General features: G+C 70.7%; 20 protein-coding genes and 3 tRNA genes. 8 read left to right on the top strand and 15 right to left on the bottom strand.

Annotation, left to right across the window (positions count from 1 at the left end; translation table 11 throughout):
- Positions 1 to 173 precede the first annotated feature (173 nt).
- Together BGM09_RS25385 and BGM09_RS25380 are read left to right on the top strand one after the other, a co-directional pair.
- Positions 174 to 1,412: a pyridoxal phosphate-dependent aminotransferase gene (locus BGM09_RS25385; protein ID WP_188284021.1), complete on the top strand. Its 1,239-nt coding sequence runs from the start codon at positions 174 to 176 to the stop codon at positions 1,410 to 1,412.
- Between the two features lie 100 nt (positions 1,413 to 1,512).
- Entirely contained in the window at positions 1,513 to 2,535 is a 1,023-nt protein-coding gene (locus BGM09_RS25380) for an adenosine deaminase (protein ID WP_188284020.1), read from the top strand.
- 73 nt (positions 2,536 to 2,608) lie between these two features.
- On the opposite strand, the gene BGM09_RS25375 is transcribed toward BGM09_RS25380, so the two are convergent.
- The 8 genes from BGM09_RS25375 to BGM09_RS25340 form a co-directional block, all read right to left on the bottom strand.
- On the bottom strand, positions 2,609 to 3,664 hold the full coding sequence (locus BGM09_RS25375) for a UDP-N-acetylmuramate dehydrogenase (RefSeq protein ID WP_188284040.1): 1,056 nt from the start codon (positions 3,662 to 3,664) through the stop codon (positions 2,609 to 2,611).
- Positions 3,665 to 4,445: 781 nt separating this feature from the next.
- On the bottom strand, positions 4,446 to 5,903 hold the full coding sequence (locus BGM09_RS25370) for an MFS transporter (protein ID WP_188284019.1): 1,458 nt from the start codon (positions 5,901 to 5,903) through the stop codon (positions 4,446 to 4,448).
- A gap of 111 nt (positions 5,904 to 6,014) precedes the next feature.
- Positions 6,015 to 6,572, bottom strand: a complete 558-nt coding sequence (locus tag BGM09_RS25365) for a TetR/AcrR family transcriptional regulator (protein ID WP_188284018.1) — start codon at positions 6,570 to 6,572, stop codon at positions 6,015 to 6,017.
- Positions 6,573 to 6,696: 124 nt separating this feature from the next.
- Entirely contained in the window at positions 6,697 to 7,125 is a 429-nt protein-coding gene (locus BGM09_RS25360; protein WP_188284017.1) for a MaoC family dehydratase, read from the bottom strand.
- Entirely contained in the window at positions 7,122 to 7,577 is a 456-nt protein-coding gene (locus BGM09_RS25355; protein WP_188284016.1) for a MaoC family dehydratase N-terminal domain-containing protein, read from the bottom strand. The genes BGM09_RS25360 and BGM09_RS25355 overlap by 4 nt, the downstream gene beginning before the upstream one ends.
- Before the next feature lie 200 nt (positions 7,578 to 7,777).
- On the bottom strand, positions 7,778 to 7,942 hold the full coding sequence (gene rpmG / locus BGM09_RS25350) for a 50S ribosomal protein L33 (protein WP_004571794.1): 165 nt from the start codon (positions 7,940 to 7,942) through the stop codon (positions 7,778 to 7,780).
- 86 nt (positions 7,943 to 8,028) lie between these two features.
- Positions 8,029 to 8,101, bottom strand: a tRNA-Met gene (locus tag BGM09_RS25345).
- Between the two features lie 45 nt (positions 8,102 to 8,146).
- A tRNA-Thr gene (locus BGM09_RS25340) sits at positions 8,147 to 8,219 on the bottom strand.
- Between the two features lie 406 nt (positions 8,220 to 8,625).
- On the opposite strand from BGM09_RS25340, the gene BGM09_RS25335 reads away from it, so the two are divergent.
- Positions 8,626 to 9,903: an amidohydrolase family protein gene (locus BGM09_RS25335; protein WP_188284015.1), complete on the top strand. Its 1,278-nt coding sequence runs from the start codon at positions 8,626 to 8,628 to the stop codon at positions 9,901 to 9,903.
- A gap of 10 nt (positions 9,904 to 9,913) precedes the next feature.
- Positions 9,914 to 10,573 (top strand): NAD(P)H-binding protein, encoded by a 660-nt coding sequence (locus tag BGM09_RS25330; RefSeq protein ID WP_188284014.1) that lies wholly within the window; start codon positions 9,914 to 9,916, stop codon positions 10,571 to 10,573.
- 64 nt (positions 10,574 to 10,637) lie between these two features.
- Here BGM09_RS25330 and BGM09_RS25325 read toward each other — a convergent pair.
- A tRNA-Tyr gene (locus BGM09_RS25325) sits at positions 10,638 to 10,719 on the bottom strand.
- Positions 10,720 to 10,931: 212 nt separating this feature from the next.
- On the opposite strand from BGM09_RS25325, the gene BGM09_RS25320 reads away from it, so the two are divergent.
- The 4 genes from BGM09_RS25320 to BGM09_RS25305 all read left to right on the top strand — a co-directional run bounded on the left by BGM09_RS25320 (position 10,932) and on the right by BGM09_RS25305 (position 14,096).
- Positions 10,932 to 11,420, top strand: a complete 489-nt coding sequence (locus tag BGM09_RS25320) for a YajQ family cyclic di-GMP-binding protein (protein ID WP_188284013.1) — start codon at positions 10,932 to 10,934, stop codon at positions 11,418 to 11,420.
- Between the two features lie 172 nt (positions 11,421 to 11,592).
- Positions 11,593 to 11,907 carry a hypothetical protein gene (locus BGM09_RS25315; RefSeq protein WP_188284012.1) on the top strand — a complete coding sequence of 105 codons (315 nt, stop codon included), beginning with the start codon at positions 11,593 to 11,595 and terminating at the stop codon, positions 11,905 to 11,907.
- Between the two features lie 44 nt (positions 11,908 to 11,951).
- Complete coding sequence (locus BGM09_RS25310; RefSeq protein WP_188284011.1) at positions 11,952 to 12,593, top strand: hypothetical protein; 642 nt, start codon at positions 11,952 to 11,954, stop codon at positions 12,591 to 12,593.
- Between the two features lie 3 nt (positions 12,594 to 12,596).
- Positions 12,597 to 14,096 (top strand): WXG100 family type VII secretion target, encoded by a 1,500-nt coding sequence (locus BGM09_RS25305; RefSeq protein WP_188284010.1) that lies wholly within the window; start codon positions 12,597 to 12,599, stop codon positions 14,094 to 14,096.
- Between the two features lie 43 nt (positions 14,097 to 14,139).
- Here BGM09_RS25305 and BGM09_RS25300 read toward each other — a convergent pair whose 3' ends face one another.
- From BGM09_RS25300 to htpX, 6 genes are all read right to left on the bottom strand, one after another.
- Entirely contained in the window at positions 14,140 to 14,859 is a 720-nt protein-coding gene (locus tag BGM09_RS25300) for a hypothetical protein (protein ID WP_188284009.1), read from the bottom strand.
- 125 nt (positions 14,860 to 14,984) lie between these two features.
- A complete protein-coding gene (locus BGM09_RS25295) occupies positions 14,985 to 15,650 on the bottom strand; it encodes a hemerythrin domain-containing protein (protein WP_188284008.1) in 666 nt (221 codons plus the stop codon).
- 139 nt (positions 15,651 to 15,789) lie between these two features.
- Positions 15,790 to 16,245: a peroxiredoxin gene (locus BGM09_RS25290; RefSeq protein WP_188284007.1), complete on the bottom strand. Its 456-nt coding sequence runs from the start codon at positions 16,243 to 16,245 to the stop codon at positions 15,790 to 15,792.
- 111 nt (positions 16,246 to 16,356) lie between these two features.
- Positions 16,357 to 17,262, bottom strand: a complete 906-nt coding sequence (locus BGM09_RS25285) for a MarR family winged helix-turn-helix transcriptional regulator (protein ID WP_188284006.1) — start codon at positions 17,260 to 17,262, stop codon at positions 16,357 to 16,359.
- 104 nt (positions 17,263 to 17,366) lie between these two features.
- Positions 17,367 to 17,759 (bottom strand): YccF domain-containing protein, encoded by a 393-nt coding sequence (locus tag BGM09_RS25280; RefSeq protein ID WP_188284005.1) that lies wholly within the window; start codon positions 17,757 to 17,759, stop codon positions 17,367 to 17,369.
- On the bottom strand, positions 17,756 to 18,613 hold the full coding sequence (htpX, locus tag BGM09_RS25275; protein WP_188284004.1) for a zinc metalloprotease HtpX: 858 nt from the start codon (positions 18,611 to 18,613) through the stop codon (positions 17,756 to 17,758). The genes BGM09_RS25280 and htpX overlap by 4 nt, the downstream gene beginning before the upstream one ends.
- Positions 18,614 to 18,701 lie beyond the last annotated feature (88 nt).

Raw genomic sequence — 18,701 nt, 5'->3', positions numbered from 1 at the left:
CCGTCGAACGCCTTGCGTCCGATCAGGTTCCGGCCGCGTTCCGTTGACGTTGCGACAAGCTGCCGACGAGCTGCCGACCAGCTGACGACGGGGTGCCGAAGGGCTGTGTTCACAGTGCGGACAGGTCCGCAAACCCGGTGCCGGGCCTCCCCCGCGTCTGGGACCATGCAGTCATGAGCGCAGCTACTCCCCCCGTACAGTCTCCCACCGACCGTCGGGTGTCGGCCCGCGTCGGGTCGATCTCCGAGTCCGCGACGCTGGCCGTCGACGCCAAGGCCAAGGCCCTCAAGGCCGCCGGGCGCCCGGTCATCGGATTCGGCGCGGGAGAGCCCGATTTCCCGACGCCCGGCTACATCGTCGAAGCCGCGGTGGAGGCGTGCCGCAACCCGAAGTACCACCGCTACACCCCGGCCGGCGGTCTGCCCGAGCTGAAGGCGGCCATCGCCGCCAAGACGCTCCGCGACTCCGGCTACGAGGTCGAGCCCTCGCAGGTGCTGGTCACCAACGGCGGCAAGCAGGCCATCTACGAGGCGTTCGCCGCGATCCTCGACCCGGGTGACGAGGTCATCGTGCCCGCCCCGTACTGGACCACCTACCCCGAGTCGATCCGGCTCGCGGGCGGCGTGCCGGTCGAGGTCGTCGCGGACGAGACCACCGGCTACCGGGTCTCGGTCGAGCAGCTCGAAGCGGCCCGCACCGAGCGCACCAAGGTCGTGCTGTTCGTCTCGCCGTCCAACCCCACCGGCGCCGTGTACAGCGCCGCCGACACCGAGGCGATCGGCCGCTGGGCCGTCGAGCACGGCCTGTGGGTGCTGACCGACGAGATCTACGAGCACCTGGTGTACGGCGACGCGACGTTCACCTCGCTGCCGACCGCCGTGCCCGAGCTGCGCGACAAGTGCGTCGTGGTCAACGGCGTGGCGAAGACGTACGCCATGACCGGCTGGCGGGTCGGGTGGATCATCGGCCCGAAGGACGTGGTCAAGGCCGCGACGAACCTCCAGTCGCACGCCACCTCGAACGTCTCCAACGTCGCGCAGGTCGCCGCGCTGGCCGCCGTCTCGGGGAATCTGGACGCGGTCGCCGAGATGCGGACCGCCTTCGACCGCCGCCGCCGCACCATCGTGCGGATGCTCAACGAGATCGACGGCGTCGTCTGCCCGACGCCCGAGGGCGCGTTCTACGTCTACCCGTCGGTGAAGGCGCTGCTCGGCAAGGAGATCCGCGGCAAGCGCCCGGCCGACTCCGTCGAGCTGGCCGCGCTGATCCTGGACGAGGCCGAGGTCGCGGTCGTCCCCGGTGAGGCGTTCGGCACCCCCGGCTACCTGCGGCTTTCGTACGCGCTCGGCGACGAGGACCTGGAAGAGGGCGTCTCGCGGCTCCAGAAGCTGCTGGGCGAGGCGAAGGACTGAGCCTCTTCGGACGCCGCGGCGATCCGTTTTTGCATTCGGCCAAGCCCCCGTTCGGAGAAAGTGGTACCGGACGGGGGCTGTCGTATAGCAGGATCTTGGAATGGCACGCGAGGTCCGTCAGCTCCCCAAGGCACATCTGCATCTGCACTTCACCGGCTCCATGCGCCCCAGCACGCTCCTGGAACTGGCCGACCGGCACGGCGTGCACCTCCCCGAGGCGCTGACCTCGGGCGAACCCCCCAAGCTCCGGGCCACCGACGAGCGCGGCTGGTTCCGCTTCCAGCGGCTGTACGACATCGCCCGCTCCTGCCTGCGCACCCCGGAGGACATCCAGCGGCTGGTCCGCGAGGCCGCCGAGGAGGACGCGGCGGACGGCTCCGGCTGGCTGGAGATCCAGGTCGACCCGACCTCGTACGCGCCGCGGCTCGGCGGGCTGATCCCCACGATGGAGATCGTCCTGGACGCCGTGCACACCGCCTCGCGGGACACCGGGGTCGGCATGGCCGTGGTCGTCGCCGCCAACCGCATGAAGCACCCGCTGGACGCCCGTACGCTGGCCCGGCTCGCCGTCCGGTACGCCGACCGCGGCGTGGTCGGCTTCGGGCTCTCCAACGACGAACGGCGCGGTCTGGCACGGGACTTCGACCGCGCCTTCGCCATCGCCCGGGACGGCGGCCTGCTCGCGGCCCCGCACGGCGGGGAACTGGCGGGGCCCTCCAGCGTCCGCGACTGCGTCGACGACCTGTACGCGGGCCGTATCGGGCACGGGGTCCGCGCCGCAGAGGACCCGCGGCTGCTGCGCCGCCTCGCCGAGAAGGGCATCACCTGCGAGGTCTGCCCGGCCTCCAACGTCGCGCTCGGCGTGTACGAGAAGGCCGAGGACGTACCGCTGCGCACCCTGTACGAGGCGGGCGTCCCGATGGCGCTCGGCGCCGACGACCCGCTGCTCTTCGGCTCCCGGCTCGCCGCCCAGTACGAGATCGCCCGCGCCTCGCACGACTTCACCGACGCCGAACTGGCCGAACTGGCCCGGCAGTCGGTACGGGCCTCCCGCGCGCCGCAGGACGTACGGCAGCGGCTGCTGACCGGCATCGACGAGTGGGTGGCCAAGCCCGCCGAGTGACGCCTGCCGGCTGGGGTCTGTGCTGCTGAGGTCTGTGCTGCTGGGGTCTGTTCGGACGGGGGCTGGCTGGGGTCTACAGGCTGACGCCGACCAGGACCGGCTCGTTGACCAGGGTCACGCCGAACGCCGCGTGCACGCCGTCGCGCACCTCGCGGGCCAGCGCCAGCAGGTCCTCGGCGGTCGCGCCGCCGCGGTTGGTCAGCGCGAGCGTGTGCTTGGTGGAGATCCGCGCCGGGCCGCTGCCGTACCCCTTGGTGAACCCCGCCTTGTCGATCAGCCAGGCCGCCGAGAGCTTCGTGAGGCCCTGGCCGGCCTCGCCCGCCGGGTACGAGGGCGGCGCCGTGTCCTGGCCGAGCCGCTCCTTCGCCCGCTCCAGGAACGCGGCGTGCTCCGGGGCGGTCAGGATCGGGTTGGTGAAGAAGGAGCCCGCCGACCAGGTGTCGTGGTCGGCCTCGTCCAGCACCATGCCCTTGCCCGCGCGCAGCGCGAGCACCGTCTCCCGCGCCTTCTCCAGGGGCACCCGGTCGCCGGGTTCCACGCCCAGGGCGCGGGCCGTCTCCGCGTACTTCACCGGGGCGGAGAGCCCGCCCGCGTCCTCAAGACCGAAGCGGACGCGCAGGACGACGAAGCGGTGCGGCTCCGCCTTGAAGCGGCTGTGGCGGTACGAGAAGGCGCACGCGTCGTTCGCCAGCGTCACCGTCTCGCGGGTCTCGCGGTCGTACGCGACGACCTCGGTGATCGTCGTCGACACCTCTTGGCCGTAGGCGCCGACGTTCTGGATCGGCGTCGCCCCCGCCGAGCCGGGGATGCCCGCCAGGCACTCGATTCCGGCCAGGCCGGCGGCGACGGTCCGGGCCACGACGTCGCTCCAGGTCTCGCCCGCGGCGACCTCAAGCGAGGTGCCGTCGAGGGTCAGGCCGCGGGTGGCGATCCGTAGGGCCGTGCCCGCGAAGCCGCGGTCGCCCACGAGGAGGTTGCTGCCGCCGCCGACGATCAGCAGGGGGGTGCCGGTGGTGTCCGCCGCCGCGACGGCGGCGGTGACTTCGGCGTCTGAGGCCGCCGTGATCAGGCGGTGGGCGGGGCCGCCGAGGCGGAAGGTTGTCAGCGGGGCCAGCGGCGCCTTCTCCATTACGTCCACCCCCTCACCCTAGGGGTCCCGCCCTTTCTCTTCTTTTCCCGCCCGCCCACCCGTGCGGGTGCTTTCTCCGTCTGCGGGTGCCGCCTGTGCCTGGTCGGTGCCGGTCCGGGGTACCTCCTCGAAATCCGTATCACCTGGCCCCTCGTATCCGGTGACCTTCTTGTCAACGTATTTCTGCGGGGGCACCCCGCCCCGTCCCCTCCGGGTCCGTCGGCGTCCGCCTGTCCGGTGGGGGTGGCCGGGGAGGGGGGTGGGTGGGGGCCGGGCCCGTCGGCGGTCGCCTGTCCGTTGTGGCTGATGGGCTGGGGGGTCCTTCGGGCGAACCGCCCCCAGACGAACCAAAACCCCAGCCCCCACCCCCAACCGCACAAGGAGCCGACCCCAACTCCCACCACCACAAACCCCCATCCTCAAACCCCCCGGAGGCCCCGTAGCCCGACCAGGAGGGCCAACCCCCACCCACCGCGAACCGCCACCCGCACCCGTAGCCGTAGCCGTAGCCGCAGCCGTACCGGTGGGGGCGTTACCCGCCCACCCCTCCCTCCCGCCCTCCCCCACGGCGGACCGTCAGGCGGCGACGGAGCGGAGGGGACGGGGCGGGGTGCCCCCGCAGAAATACGTTGACAAGAAGGTCACTGGATACGCGGGGCCAGGTGTTACGGATTTCGAGGAGGTACCCCGGACCGGGACCGACACCAGGGACAGGGCGGGGGAAGAAAGGGCTGACCCCCGCGCCCGGGGCGGGAGCGGGGGTCAGGGAAGGAGGAAAGGGCTAGGCGGTGGGCTGGAGGTCGCGGGGGGAAGGGGAGGGGGAGGAGGACGGGGTGGAGTCGAGGGAGGGGGGCGAGGGACGGCGGGGAAGGAGGAGGGCCGCGACCGTGGCGACACCGAGAACGGCGGCACCGACCCACAGCGCAGGCGTCAACCCGTTGACAAAGGCGTCAGCCGACCCGTACCCGCCCTGCGCGGAAAAGATCGAGCCCAGCACCGCGATCCCGAGCGCTCCCCCCACCTCACGCAGCGCGTTGTTGGCCCCGGAGGCGATTCCCTGCTCGGCCCCCCGCACACTCCCCATCACCAACGCCGTGGCCGGCGCCACGAACAGCGCCATCCCGGCCCCACTGATGATCAGCGCGGGAAGCTGCGCCAGATAGGAGACGTCCGGCGAGATGATCGTCGCGAACCACCCGAGCCCGATCGCCTGAAGGGCGAGCCCGGCCGCGACCACCGGCCGCCCCCCGATCCGGTCGGAGAGAATCCCGGCGATCGGCGCGACGATCATCGGCATACCGGTCCACGGCAGCATGCGCAGCCCGGCCTCGGTCGGCGAGTAGCCGACGACGTTCTGCAGGAACTGGCTGAGCAGGAAGATCGACCCGAACATCCCGGTGAACATCAGCATGCTGGCCGCGTTGATGGCCGAGAACCCGCGGCTGCGGAACAGCCGCATCGGCAGCATGGCGTTCGGCGAGGTCGCCCCGTGCCGGATGAAGGCGGCGACGAGCGCCGCGCCGCCGATGAGCCCGCCGAGCACCGGCCCGCTGGTCCACCCCTTGGTCGTGGCGTTGACCAGCGCGTAGACGACGCCGAACAGCCCGAGGCTGATGAGCGCGGTGCCGCGCGGGTCGAGCCGGGCGCCGGGCGCGGTGGACTCGTTGAGGCGCAGCCGGGCCAGCGGGATGAGGGCGATGCCGAGCGGAACGTTCAGCCAGAAGATCCACTGCCAGGAGATGTGTTCGGTCAGGCTGCCGCCGATGAGCGGGCCGCTGGCGACGGCGAGGCCGTTGACGGCGCCCCAGATGCCGAACGCGGCACCCCGGCGCTCGGCCGGCACCGCCGCGGTGAGCAGCGTCAGCGTGAGCGGCATCATGATCGCGGCGCCGACGCCCTGGAGTGCGCGGAAGGCGATGAGCATGGTGATGGTGGGCGCGAGCGCCGCCGCGGCGGAGGCGCCGGTGAAGATCGTGAGGCCGGTGAGGAAGAGCTTGCGGCGGCCGAAGCGGTCGCCGAGCGCCGCGCCGAACATCAGCAGGACGGCGAAGGTGAGCGTGTAGGCGTTCACCGTCCATTCGAGGTCGGACAGCGCCCCGCCGAGGTCCTTGCGGATGGACGGCAGTGCGGTGGTGACCACGAGATTGTCGAGGGCCGCCATGAATCCGGCGACGCTGGTGATGATCAGAGCCCAGGCGGCGGTGCCTGGCCTGCGGCCTTCTGCTGCTTGCTGGGTCATGACTCCCCCTGTGGAGTGGGTACTGCGACGGCTTCGAGCCGTACGGTTAGTTATCGATGACTAACTTCAGCGGACAGAAAAACGCGCCGGTTCCGCGCCCCGAAAGGCGCCTCACTCGGGATGGGCCGTCTCGTGCAGGCCCTCCCAGATACGGTGGTCGGCCGGGAAGCCCAGCGACACCAGGGTGTTGATCAACATTCCGTAGGCGAGGAACTGCGTGGTCTGCTCGACATCCGCACCCAGCTCCAGATGCAGGGTCTCCCACAGCGCCTCCCACCCCTCACGGATGGAACGGCCGAACTCGTGGTCACCGGTCGCCTCCGCGGCGGCGACCGCGACATACATCTGCATCTGCATCAGCAGCCGCTCCGGGTCGTCGGAGATCAGCGTCTGATACGCGTCCCCCATCGCCTTGAGCTTGCCCTCGTGGTCCGTCTCCTCCTCGGCCACGTCGGCGAAAGCCTTGCGCGTCGATTCCAGGCAGTAGGTGGCCGCCGCCAGGAACATGGCCTCCTTGTTCGGGAAGAGGCGGAAGAGATACGGCTGCGAGACGCCCACCCGGCGGGCGATCGTCTCGGTGGACGTGCCGTTGTAGCCGCCGCGGGCGAATTCGCTCATCGCCGCGCGGATGACGCTCTCGCGCCTCTCCTCTGCGCTCATCCTGACCATACGAGTAAGTTAGTGGTCAATAACTAACCTGTCAACCGGAAGGCGGGAGGCGCGATACGTGAGACACGGGCAAACGTAAGGGGCGCCCACCTGGATGGGTACCCCTTACCTGCGCTTCTCCGTCTCAGGCGAGCCGGACCACGGCGCGGGACATGCCCAGCACCTTCTGGCCCGCGGACATCGCGGTGAGATCGACGCGCACCCGCTGGTCGTCCAGTTTGGCGGCGACCTTCGCGGTCACCTCGATGAGCGCGCCCTGCTCGTCGTTCGGCACGACGACGGGCTTGGTGAACCGCACGCCGTACTCGACGACCGCTCCCGGGTCGCCGGCCCAGTCCGTGACCACCCGGATCGCCTCGGCCATGGTGAACATGCCGTGCGCGATGACGTCGGGCAGGCCGACCTCGCGGGCGAACTTCTCGTTCCAGTGGATCGGGTTGAAGTCACCGGACGCGCCCGCGTACTGCACGAGCGTGGCACGGCTCACCGGGAAGGTCCGCGCGGGCAGTTCGGTGCCGACCTCGACGTCCGCGTAACCGATCGTCGCCGTCATGCCGCACCCTCCGCCGCGCGGGCGACCAGCTTCGTCCAGGCGGTCACCACGTGCTCGCCGGACTCGTCGTGGACCTCGCCGCGGATGTCGATGATGTCGTTGCCCGCCAGGGACTTGATCGCCTCGATGGTGGAGGTGACCGAGAGCCGGTCGCCCGCCATGACCGGGCGCGTGTAGGCGAACTTCTGGTCGCCGTGCACGACCCGGCTGTAGTCGAGGCCCAGCTCCGGGTCCTGGACGACCTGGCCCGCGGCCTTGAAGGTGATCGAGAAGGCGAAGGTCGGCGGGGCGATCACATCGCGGTGCCCGAGCGCCTTGGCCGCGTCCGCGTCCACGTACGCCGGGTTGGCGTCCCCGACCGCCTCGGCGAATTCGCGGATCTTCTCCCGGCCCACCTCGTAGGCGGCGGTGGGCGGATAGCTCCGCCCCACGAAGGACTGGTCCAGAGCCATCGGCACCTCCGGTGCGGGAAGCGGGCGGGATCGGGGGCAGCGTACGACATACGTACGGAAGTCGTACGGGCGCGGGGGGTCGCGGGGGGTGGCAGGGGGCGGCGTAACGGTTCAGCTGATCCGTACGGCTCCCACCGGGCAATACGTCGAGGCCGCCCCCGGTGACGGGGACGGCCTCGCGGTACTGCTACGGCCTGGTGTCAGCGCGTTTCGCGGTGCGCGGTGTGCGCGTTGCAGCGCGGGCAGTGCTTCTTCATCTCAAGACGGTCCGGGTCGTTGCGCCGGTTCTTCTTGGTGATGTAGTTCCGCTCCTTGCACTCCACGCAGGCCAGCGTGATCTTCGGGCGGACGTCTGTGGCGGCCACGTGAGTGCTCCTTGACGAACGGGGGTGATTTGAACATGAGAATAGTAGCCGACTGAGGGACCGATCCCACAATCGGCTACGGTGAGTAGCGGCGACCGGACTTGAACCGGTGACACAGCGATTATGAGCCGCTTGCTCTACCGACTGAGCTACGCCGCTTTGACGAACTGGCCCCCGCCTGGTGGCGGGGAACCGATCCATCAGAGCCCCAATACGGAATCGAACCGTAGACCTTCTCCTTACCATGGAGACGCTCTACCGACTGAGCTATTGGGGCGAGCGAGGAAGACATTACACGGTCCGCCGCGATACGTGAAATCCGTATCGGGCAGGGCACATCGGGCGTCGCGGGGCGTCCCGCCCACCCCCTGATCAGGGCTTGATCACCTCCCGGCCGCCCCGCGCCGGGCGGCCGACGGGCCCCGTACGAGGGCCTGTTCGCGCCATCGCGACGGCGGTCCGCCCGCGCCGCCGCGGTGGCGACGACCGCCGGAGCCGCCGGAGCCGCACCCGCGCTCGCCCTCCGCACGGAACCGCGCCCGCCCGCACCGTGTGCCCCGTCCCACGACCCCTACCGGTACGACTAATGCCCTGCTGTCAGGTGTGTGCCGTGCTGCCCCCTAAGCTCGGCTTTGCGTGATCTTGCCTCCCGCCGCCCGCCCTGCACGCACCGGAGGAGCGCGATGACCGACAGCCCTCGCGACAGTGCCCGCACCGCCGCAGAAACCGCCACCCTGCTGCTGTGCGGCGCCCGGCTGACCGACGGCCGGACCGTGGACGTACGGCTCAGCGGCCCCCGGATCGAGGCCGTGGGCACCGCCGGCAGCCTCGCGCCCGCCGCGGGCCGTACCGCCGACGGGTCGCGACGTCCGGCCGACGGCACCCGTATCGACCTGCGCGGATACCTGCTGCTGCCCGCGCCGGCCGAGCCGCACGCGCATCTCGACCTGGCGCTGACCGCGGGCGCCGCGGGGCCGCCCTCCGACGATCCCGCCGATGTGCAGCGCCGCGCCACCGAGGCCGCGCTGCTCCAACTCGGCCACGGCGCCACCGCTTTGCGCAGCCATGTGCGGATCGGCGACGTCCAGGGGTTGCAGGCGCTCGAAGCCGTGCTCCAGGCGCGGCGGGCGCTGCGCGGGCTCGTCGACCTGCACACCGTCGCCGTACCGCGGCTGCTGACCGGCGCGGCGGGCGCGGACGGGCTCGCGATGCTGCGTGACGCGCTGAAGATGGGCGCCGCGGTGGTCGGCGGCTGTCCCGATCTGGACCCGGACCCGAGCGGGTACGCCGAGGCCGTCTTCTCGCTCGCCGCCGAGTTCGGGCTCCCCGTCGACCTGCACACCGCGGCCGACGACCCGGCGCGGCTGGCCCGGCTCGCCGCGATGGCGGGCGGTCTGCGGCCGGGCGTCACCCTCGGCCCGTGCCAGGGTCTCGGCGCGCTGCCGCCGGAGGCAATCGACTGCGCCGCGCAGAGACTGGCCGCCGCAGGGATTTCCGTCACCGCGCTCCCCCAGGGCGGCTGCGGCGCGCTGGACTCCGTACGCCGTGGCGGCGGCCCGCACACCCCGGTGCGCCGTCTGCGCGCGGCGGGCGTCCGGGTCACGGCGGGCAGCGGCGCGTTGGGCGACCTGGCCAATCCGGTCGGCCGCGGCGATCCGCTGGAGGCCGCCTTCCTGCTCGCCTCCTACGGCGAGTGCGGCGCGACGCAGGCGTACGCGGCGGTCAGCGGCCGGGCGCGGGCCGTGCTCGGGCTGCCGGAGGTACGGGTCGAGGCCGGTTTCCCCGCCGAACTGCTGGCGGTGCGCGGGGAGGGGGTCGAGGCGGTGCTCTCCCTGGCGTACAGCCGGATCGTCATCCACCGCGGCCGGGTGGTCTCCCGGACGAGCGCGGTGCGCGAGTACTGCGACTCGGCGGGCGAGGCCGCGCTCGACCTCCCGCGTCAGTCGCACCGCGAGGCGTAGCGTCGCGTCCATGCGCATGGTGATCGCTGGTGGACATGGACAGATCGCGCTGCGGCTTGAGCGGTTGCTCGCCGAGCGCGGTGACAGTGTGGTCGGGCTGATCCGTAACCCGGCCCAGGCAGACGACTTGCGGGCGGCGGGCGCCGAGCCGGTCGTCCTGGACCTCGAATCGGCGACGGTCGCGGAGGTGGCCGCCGTCCTGGAGGGCGCCGAGGCGGCCGTCTTCGCGGCGGGCGCGGGTGCGGGCAGCGGGGCCGCCCGCAAGCACACCGTCGACCACGCGGCGGCCGTGCTCTTCGCCGACGCGGCCGAACAGGCGGGCGTACGGCGCTGTCTGGTGGTCTCCTCGATGGGCGCCGACGTCCGGGCGAGCGGCGGCGACCCCGTCTTCACCGAGTACCTGCGCGCCAAGGGCGCGGCCGACGACGACATCCGCGCGCGTACGGCCCTGGACTGGACGATCGTGCGCCCCGGCGCCCTGACCAACGACCCCGGCACCGGCCGCGTCCGCCTCGCCGCCTCCACCGGCCGCGGCTCCATCCCCCGCGACGACGTCGCCGCCGTCCTCGCCGGTCTCCTGCTGACCCCCGCCACCGCCGGCCTCACCCTCGAACTCGTCTCCGGCGCCGACACCGTCCCCGAAGCCCTCCGCACCGCCACAACCGTCTGACCACACACAGCAGAACGGCCCCCCGCCCTGCTCTTCAGCAGGCCGGGGGGCCGTTCTCATGATGTGGCGGCACGTGGATTCGAACCACGGTAGGCATAGCCGACGGATTTACAGTCCGTTCCCATTGGCCACTCGGGCATACCGCCATGGGATGAAGCCGCGGATCCGCTGGGTGCGGGGCGCCGTGGCGACGACGTAAACGATACCCGATCCGCGGGGGTGGTTCGCCACCGGATTGATCACCGCTCGCGGGCGGTGCCGCCGGATCAGGTGGCTAGTCTTTGACGATGGTGGTCCGGGGATCGGGCCGCGGATGTGATGGAAGACAGACAAGCGATACCCAAGGAGCCCACTGAAGATGGCCGACTCCAGTTTCGACATCGTCTCGAAGGTCGAGCGGCAGGAGGTCGACAACGCCCTCAACCAGGCCGCCAAGGAGATCTCGCAGCGGTACGACTTCAAGAACGTCGGGGCCTCGATCGCCTGGTCGGGCGAGAAGATCCTGATGGAGGCGAACTCCGAGGAGCGCGTGAAGGCGATCCTGGACGTCTTCGAGACCAAGCTGGTCAAGCGGGGAATCTCGCTGAAGGCGCTGGACGCGGGCGAGCCGCAGCTCTCCGGCAAGGAGTACAAGATCTTCGCCTCGATCGAGGAAGGCATCTCCCAGGAGAACGCCAAGAAGGTCGCGAAGATCATCAGGGACGAGGGTCCCAAGGGCGTCAAGGCCCAGGTCCAGGGCGAGGAGCTGCGCGTCAGTTCCAAGAGCCGCGACGACCTCCAGTCCGTCCAGGCCCTGCTCAAGGGCAAGGACCTCGACTTCGCCCTCCAGTTCGTCAACTACCGCTGATTCCACGCCGGGAGGCCGCGGCCGGCGTCGCGGCTCTCCCGCCGGTTCCCCGCGGACGCCGAATCCACGCGGACGCCGAATCCCCGAGGCCGCCGAATCCCTGTGGCGCCCGCGCCCCCGGCGATAGGCTGCCTGGCCACGACAGGCAACGGGGAACGGGGAAGTACCAGGCATGTCCGCCAAAGGAGATCTGACGATAAGTCTGATCGGACTCAGCGACCTGGCAACGGGGCTGAGATCGGTCAAGACGCGGATGGACGACACCGGGCAGGTCGATCGCGCCCTCGGCAACGGGGAGTTGGGCTCGTCCAGGGCGCACGACGCGCTCGACGGCTTCATGCACGGCTGGAAGGACGGCCGCAAGGAGATCGACAGCGGCCTGGAGAGCGTCGCGAAGATGGCGCAGGCCGTCGTGGACGAGATCACCAAGACCGACCAGGAGCTGAAGGACGCGCTGGCCAAGCACGAGGGCGGCGGTCAGCCGTGACCGTGTCCTCTTCCGCCCCCTCCGGCACGTCGCCGGTGCGCGGGGTGAACATCCTGGTACCCAGTTCCTGGTACGAATTCGACATCCATCCGGCCACGCGCGACGAGTCGATACGTGAGGTCGTACGCGAACGGGTGCGGGAACGGCCGGAGTTGGCCGACTCCAGGACGGCGCTCATCCGCACGCTGACCCGTACGGCCGACGAGGCGTGGCAGACCGGGGTGCTGTACTTCGGCGCGCTGGCCGACCTGAGCGACGAGGCGCCGCTGACGGCGAGCCTCACGATCGCGGTCCTGGAAGCCGACGACCGGGCGGACGACGGGCCCGACGGCAATCTGGCGGCGCTGGTGGCGGCGCTCAAGCCGGTCGCCGCGGGCCGCAGGCCGACCGACCCGTGGCGCCGGATCAAGCTGGTGGAGCTGCCGGACGCGGGTTCCGCGGCGCGCAGCGAGGGCATCGACGACATCGAGTTGCCGGACGACGACCGTATGGTCCGGATGGTGCTGATGCAGACCTTCGTACCGTTCCCCGGCGGCGACCCGCGGGTCGCGGTGATCAGCGGGGCGACCTCCCAACTCGCGCTCGCCGAGCCGATGCTGGAGCTGTTCGACGGCATCACCGAGACCTTTCGCTTCGTGTACGCCGACGACGACCCCTCCGCCGGGTCCGCCGGGAGGGTGAGCTGAGCCGTGACCCGACCCACCGACTGGCACCATCTCGACCTCGACAGCGACCCCACTCCCGGTGACGTCTACGAGATCAGGGCCGAGGGCAGGCGCTTCCAGACCTTCGCCGAGGACGTGGCGACCGTGCACTCGCTACTCAGCGGCGCGGCGAAGGACCAGGCGCTCGCCGAGTGGAACGGCAAGGCCGCCGAGGCGTTCCGCGGTCAAATAGGCAAGCTTCCGGGGCAGTTGGGCAAGCTCCACGACTCCTACGGCGCGGCCGGCGACGCCTTGGTGACCTTCGCCGGCTCGGTGGAGACCGAACAGTCCACCGCCGACGGCGCGTTGTCCCAGGCGCGCCTGCTGCGCGACGATCTGGCCGCGAAGCAGACCGAGTTGGCCCGCGCGCAGGTCGACGCGACCACGGCGGGCGACGCCAGGGCGAAGCTCGACGGCTCCGCTCCGAGCTCCGGCTCCAAGGAACCAACCGCGACCACCGGCGGGAACGTTCCGCCGCCCGACCCGGACAAGGTCCGCCAGGCGGTCCGCAACGCCCAGCAGGCCGACGCCCACAAGAACCAGGTCGCGGGCCAGGTGTCCGGTATTCAGCAGCAGTTGGCCGAGCTGCGCAAGAAGGCGCAGGAGGCCGGTACCAACCACGGCACCGCGGTGGACGTCCTCAAGAAGGACCTCGACCACGCCTCCGACGTCGGCATCCACAACAAGAAGTGGTACCAGAAGCTCGGGGACTTCCTGGTCAAGGCGTGGAGCGTCATCCTCCCGATCCTCAAGGTGATCGTCGCCATCGGCGGCATCCTGCTGCTGTTCATCGGCGGCCCGCTGGCCTGGATCGTGCTGGCCGCGGCCTTGCTGGTCTTCGCCGACACCTTGGTGAAGTTCATTCAGGGCAAGGCGGGTTGGGGCGATCTGCTGTTCGCCGCGCTGGACTGCATCCCGGTGATGGGCAAGGTCAGCATGCTGGTCAAGGCGGGTGAGATCGGCAAGCTGAAGTGGGCGGTCAAGATCCTCCAGGCCGAGCGGAAGTACCAGAACGTCATCAAGGTGTGGAAGTACGGCGAAGACCTCAGCGGCTTCCGCAAGGTCGCCTTCGGCTTCGCCAAGGGCCTGGGCAAGGACACCCTCAAGGACGCCATGAACGGCGGCTGGACGAACGTCAAGAAGAACTTCCTGGCCAACCTCGCGGGCAACACCATCGGCGCCGGGATCTCGCCGCTGGTCGACAAGGGCTTCGCCAAGATCCCCCGGCTCTACTACAGCGGCCCGATCTCCGCGATGTCGGGCGCCGAACGCCGTGCGCTGGGCCACCTGTCGATGGACATGAACGGCCTGACGCAGCGCGGGAAGACGCTCATCGGCGCCACGAAGGGGCTGGTGACGTCGGTGACGAAGGAGACCGTCAAGAGCACGGTCTTCGGCAAGGACTTCACCATCGAGAACATCGGCTTCGGCACGCTCACCGGCTTCGGCAACTCGGGCGGCGGCTACCGCACCGGCCGGCACTGAGCCGGACGGCTACGGGCCGCCGGCCGGGCACTGAGCGGGACGACTACGGGCCGCGCCGTACGGCCACGTCGTACCGCGGGTCGCCGAAACCGGCGGCCCGCGCCCGGCGCAGCGCCTCGTCGCCGATGTCCCGGATCGCCGGGCCGCCGCCGCGGGCCGCGTTGGTCCGCTCGGCGGCTCCGGCGGCCCCGCCCTGCCTGACCAGACTCACCCCGCGCGGCCCCGGCAGCGCGAGCACTCCCCCGATCCTGGGGTCGCCCGCGAACCAGACCTCGCGCTTGGCGTTCTCGCCGAGCACCCGCCGCCAGCGGCGGACGTCGGGGAAGCGGACCCGGATGCTGACGTCCTTGTCCGGGTTGCCGGGCACGGGCAGCCGGAAGAACGGCACACCGTTGTCGGCCACTTGGGCGACGCCGTCCAGGCGCTGCCAGGGGTAGACCTGAAGGACCCGCCAGTACCGCTTGTAGCGCGGCTGTATCAGGGCCCACCAGCCGAGGCCGAGCATCGAGGCCGTCATGAGGACGTACGCGAGCCAGGTGACGTCGATGTCGAGGAAGACGTCGAGGAAGGCGAAGACCAGGGCCCAGCCGGGGATGCCCGCGGCGCTGACGATCAGCAGGGTCCGCAGCCGCCGGCGGGAGCGCGCGCACCACTCGCGCGTCGCCGGTTCCGCGACCGCGCCCTCGTACGTCACGCCGTCGTACGTCAGGCCCTCGTACGCCACGCCGTCGCGCGGCACACCCTCGTAGGCCCCAGCAGGCACGGGAATTCCCCCTCGGGTGTGGGTGCGGCCATCGGGTCCGGCCGTCGGCGTTCGACCCTAGCAGTGCGGGTCTCCGGCGGCGTGGGCTCAACCGGCAGCGCGCGCTCAACCGGCGGCGCGGTACGTCACGGCGTGCCGAAGTCGGCCGCCCACGGGTTGAGTTCGGCGTACTGCTGCTTCCAGGCCGTGCGGTACTGGGCGGCCAGCGGCGGGGGGAAGATCGCCAGGACTTCGGCGACGCGCTCGGGAGTGGCGCCGTCGAGGAGCCACGGGATGTAGCGCGGGGCGAGGCCGAGGCCGATCTGATTGCGCTGGCTGTCGGCGAACAAGGCCCAGTCGGCCGGGGACAGTTCGCGCTCGATGAGCGGGAGCGCGTCGCTCTCCTCGTGGGTGAGGTGGGCGTTCAGCTCGGTGGCGAAGGCGTCGGCGGCGTCGCCGAGGGCGGTGTGGCCGCCCTGTTCGTCGGCGAACGCCGCGTCGATCGCGGCGATCAGCGGGTCGATCCGGTCGTGTTCCGCCTCCATCGCCTCAAGGAGTTCGAGGTCGTCGGGGCGGTCGGCGAACTGGCCGCGCAGCTTCGGCCACAGGACGTCGTCCTCGGCGGTGTGGTGGATGGTCAGGAACCGCTTGAACAGATCCCACCCGAAGTGGGTGGCGGTGAGCCGGGACGGGTCGTCGCCCGTGACCGCGGCGGACTTGGCGATGATCGCCACATCGCGCCGCAGTCCGTCGTGGAAGGCGTACATCATCGTCAGATCGACGGTCTCGCCCGGCTGGTGCGGAGTGGTCATCAACGTGTCTCCCTGGAACTAGGTGAACCAGTGGATCAGGAGGAATCGCCACACCGAGGCTATAGTCAGCCTGCCGAATCGTCAATCTGCATATCTATCCGGGAGTTGAACCATTACCGAGCCGAACCGAACCGAGAGGCTACTGAAGCTCCTTGACCACCTTCAGCGCGTCCCCGATGTGGCCGCCGATGTTCATCATCGAGGAGAACGCGTGCCGGACGACGCCCTCGCGGTCGATGACGAAGGTGACGCGGCCGGGCACGACGCCCAGGCTCGTGGCGCCGTACTGCTTGCGCACGGCCTTGTCGGTGTCGGCGAGGAGGATGAAGGGCAGCTCGTGGCGGCCGGCGAACTTCTCGTGCGTCTCGACCGAGTCGGAGCTGACGCCGATCACCTCGGCGCCCGCGTCGGTGAAGCTCTCGTAGCTGTCACGGAAGCTGCACGCCTCGGTGGTGCAGCCGCTGGTGTTGTCCTTCGGGTAGAAGTACAGCACCACGACCTTCTCGCCCAGCACATCGCTGAGCTTGACGGGCTTGCCCGTCTGGTCGGGGAGCGTGAAGTCCGTTGCCTTGGTGCCGACTTGCGCAATCGCCATGGGGGGTCGTTCTCCTTCGGGGGGTCTTCGTACGGAGAAGCCTCGTACCGAGAGGCTTCGTGGACATTCGCGGACGCTCGCGGAAAGGATTGGTCGCAGGGGGGACGGGATCTAGACCTCCGCGCGCAGCATCTTGGTGAGCAGCGCCTTCAGCTCCGCCCGGCCGTCGGTGCCGAGCCTCGTGCCCATGTCGGTCTCGGCGGCCTCGACGGCCCGCCGTGCGGTGGCCAGCGCGTCCCGCCCCGCGTCGGTCAGCCGCAGCGCGTACCGCCGCCGGTCCCGCGGGTCGCGCTCGCGCACCACCCTGCCCGCGCTCTCCAGGTCGTCGACGATCTGGAGGATCGCCTGCTCGCTGATGCCGAGCCGCCGGGCGAGCCGCTGCTGCGAACTCGCCTCGTCGGCCAGGACGGTGAGCGCGCCGAAGTGCCGTGCCTGGAGGCCGACATCGGTCAGCGCGTCCTCGATCCGGCGCCGTACGAAATGGTGCGCCTGGGCGATCAGCGGGCTCGTACGCCGTACGCCGCGCTCCGGCGGGGTACGGGCCAGCAGGGTGCTCAACAGCGCGTCGAGGCGGACGCGTTCCGCGGCGGTCAGGGCCGCGGTGAGGTGGTCGTCGCCCGCGGCCATCACGGGCTCCATGGCCTTGACGGCGCTGCGGCCGTCGTCGGTGAGGGCGAGGACGTACGAGCGGCGGTCGCCGGGGTTGCGGGCGCGGGTGACCTGGCCCGCCTGCTCCAGCCGGTCGATCAGCTTGACCATGGTGGTGCGGTTGATGCCGAGCCGCTCGCCGAGATCCTGCTGGGAGTACGCGGCGGGGGCGTCGAGCGCGTCGAGTATCTGGAAGTCGCGCGCGCCTGAGGCGCCTTGGCCCGCCGCGACGCCGAATTCCGGGGCGAGGTGATTGGCGACCCGGTTGGCGCGGATGTGTGCGCGGCGCAGAAGATGCGCCGCGTAGACGGCGAGGGCGGGCGGCAGCTCGGCGTCCGCCGTCTCGACACTGAGCGCGTAGTCGTCCACCCGGCACCTCCGCAGGTGAGGGTAGCAGGGACGGCCTCCTGACCGGCCGTCAGGTATGGCGGACGGCCGGAAGGCGCTCACCGCGAGGGACCGCCGGTAGGCGCTCAGCGCGCGGCGAACGGCCGGTCGGTCGGCACGATCTCCTTGCCCAGGGGCATGAGCGACAGCGGGATCAGCTTGAAGTTGGCGATGCCGAACGGGATGCCGATGATCGTCACGCAGAGCAGCACGCCGGTGACGATGTGGCCGAGGGCCAGCCACCAGCCCGCGAGGATCACCCACAGCACATTGCCGACGAAGGAGCCCGTGCCCGCGTCCCGGCGCTCGACCGCGGTGTAGCCGAACGGCCAGAGCGCGTAGACGCCGATGCGGAAGGCCGCGATGCCGAACGGGATGCCGATGATCGTGATGCAGAGGAGGGCCCCTGCGAGGACGTAGCCGAGGAACATCCACACACCGCAGAGGATGAGCCAGATGACGTTCAGGATGGTCTTCACCGGTGGCCTGCCATGTCTTCGAGGCGGGAGATGCGTTCTGCCATCGGGGGATGGGTCGAGAAGAGCTTGGAGACGTCGCCCGCGCGGAATGGACTGGCGATCATCATATGGCTGGCGGTCTCCAGGCGGGGTTCCGGCGCGAGGGGCCGCTGCTGTGTGCCCGTTTCGAGCTTGCGCAGCGCGGAGGCCAGGGCCAGCGGGTCGCCGGTCAGGCGCGCGCCCGAGGCGTCGGCCTCGTACTCCCGCGAGCGCGAGACGGCCAACTGGATGACCGAGGCGGCCAGCGGGCCGAGGATCATCAGCAGCAGCATGCCGAGGATGCCGGGGCCCTCGTCGTCGTCGGAGCGGCCGATCGGGATCAGCCACGCGAAGTTGACCAGGAACATCACCACGGAGGCGAGCGCGCCCGCGATCGAGGAGATGAGGATGTCGCGGTTGTAGACGTGGCTCAGCTCGTGGCCGAGGACGCCGCGCAGCTCGCGCTCGTCGAGGATGGCCAGGATGCCCTGGGTGCAGCAGACCGCCGCGTTGCGCGGATTACGGCCGGTCGCGAAGGCGTTCGGCGCCTCGGTGGGCGAGATGTACAGCCGGGGCATGGGCTCGCGGGCGGTGGTCGAGAGCTCGCGCACGATCCGGTACAACTCGGGCGCCTCGAATTCGCTGACGGGGCGGGCGCGCATCGCGCGTAGAGCCAGCTTGTCGCTGTTCCAGTACGCGTACGCGTTCGTCCCCACCGCGATGACCAGGGCCACGATGAGTCCGGTCCGGCCGAAGAAGCTGCCGATGACCAGGATGAGGGCCGACAGACCGCCGAGGAGTACGGCGGTCTTCAACCCGTTGTGCCGGCGGTGCACGGTGCGCCCTCCAAAGTGTGCGTCGGGGGGAACCTCTCCCCCTAGGAGAACCTCCTGCCCACAACAACGCCACCTGAGCGCCGCTAGT

This window comes from Streptomyces sp. CBMA29, assembly GCF_014596445.1.
Lineage (GTDB): Bacteria > Actinomycetota > Actinomycetes > Streptomycetales > Streptomycetaceae > Actinacidiphila.
The sequence above is the reverse complement of the archived record's forward strand: the minus strand, read 5'-3'. Positions and strand labels throughout refer to the sequence as shown.

Bases quoted from the DNA above. Each gene is read 5' to 3' on its own strand.
- BGM09_RS25385 (WP_188284021.1), top strand. From the start codon at position 174: ATGAGCGCAGCTACTCCCCCCGTACAGTCTCCCACCGACCGTCGGGTG.
- BGM09_RS25380 (WP_188284020.1), top strand. From the start codon at position 1,513: ATGGCACGCGAGGTCCGTCAGCTCCCCAAGGCACATCTGCATCTGCAC.
- BGM09_RS25375 (WP_188284040.1), bottom strand. From the start codon at position 3,664: ATGGAGAAGGCGCCGCTGGCCCCGCTGACAACCTTCCGCCTCGGCGGC.
- BGM09_RS25370 (WP_188284019.1), bottom strand. From the start codon at position 5,903: ATGACCCAGCAAGCAGCAGAAGGCCGCAGGCCAGGCACCGCCGCCTGG.
- BGM09_RS25365 (WP_188284018.1), bottom strand. From the start codon at position 6,572: ATGGTCAGGATGAGCGCAGAGGAGAGGCGCGAGAGCGTCATCCGCGCG.
- BGM09_RS25360 (WP_188284017.1), bottom strand. From the start codon at position 7,125: ATGACGGCGACGATCGGTTACGCGGACGTCGAGGTCGGCACCGAACTG.
- BGM09_RS25355 (WP_188284016.1), bottom strand. From the start codon at position 7,577: ATGGCTCTGGACCAGTCCTTCGTGGGGCGGAGCTATCCGCCCACCGCC.
- BGM09_RS25335 (WP_188284015.1), top strand. From the start codon at position 8,626: ATGACCGACAGCCCTCGCGACAGTGCCCGCACCGCCGCAGAAACCGCC.
- BGM09_RS25330 (WP_188284014.1), top strand. From the start codon at position 9,914: ATGCGCATGGTGATCGCTGGTGGACATGGACAGATCGCGCTGCGGCTT.
- BGM09_RS25320 (WP_188284013.1), top strand. From the start codon at position 10,932: ATGGCCGACTCCAGTTTCGACATCGTCTCGAAGGTCGAGCGGCAGGAG.
- BGM09_RS25315 (WP_188284012.1), top strand. From the start codon at position 11,593: ATGTCCGCCAAAGGAGATCTGACGATAAGTCTGATCGGACTCAGCGAC.
- BGM09_RS25295 (WP_188284008.1), bottom strand. From the start codon at position 15,650: ATGACCACTCCGCACCAGCCGGGCGAGACCGTCGATCTGACGATGATG.
- BGM09_RS25290 (WP_188284007.1), bottom strand. From the start codon at position 16,245: ATGGCGATTGCGCAAGTCGGCACCAAGGCAACGGACTTCACGCTCCCC.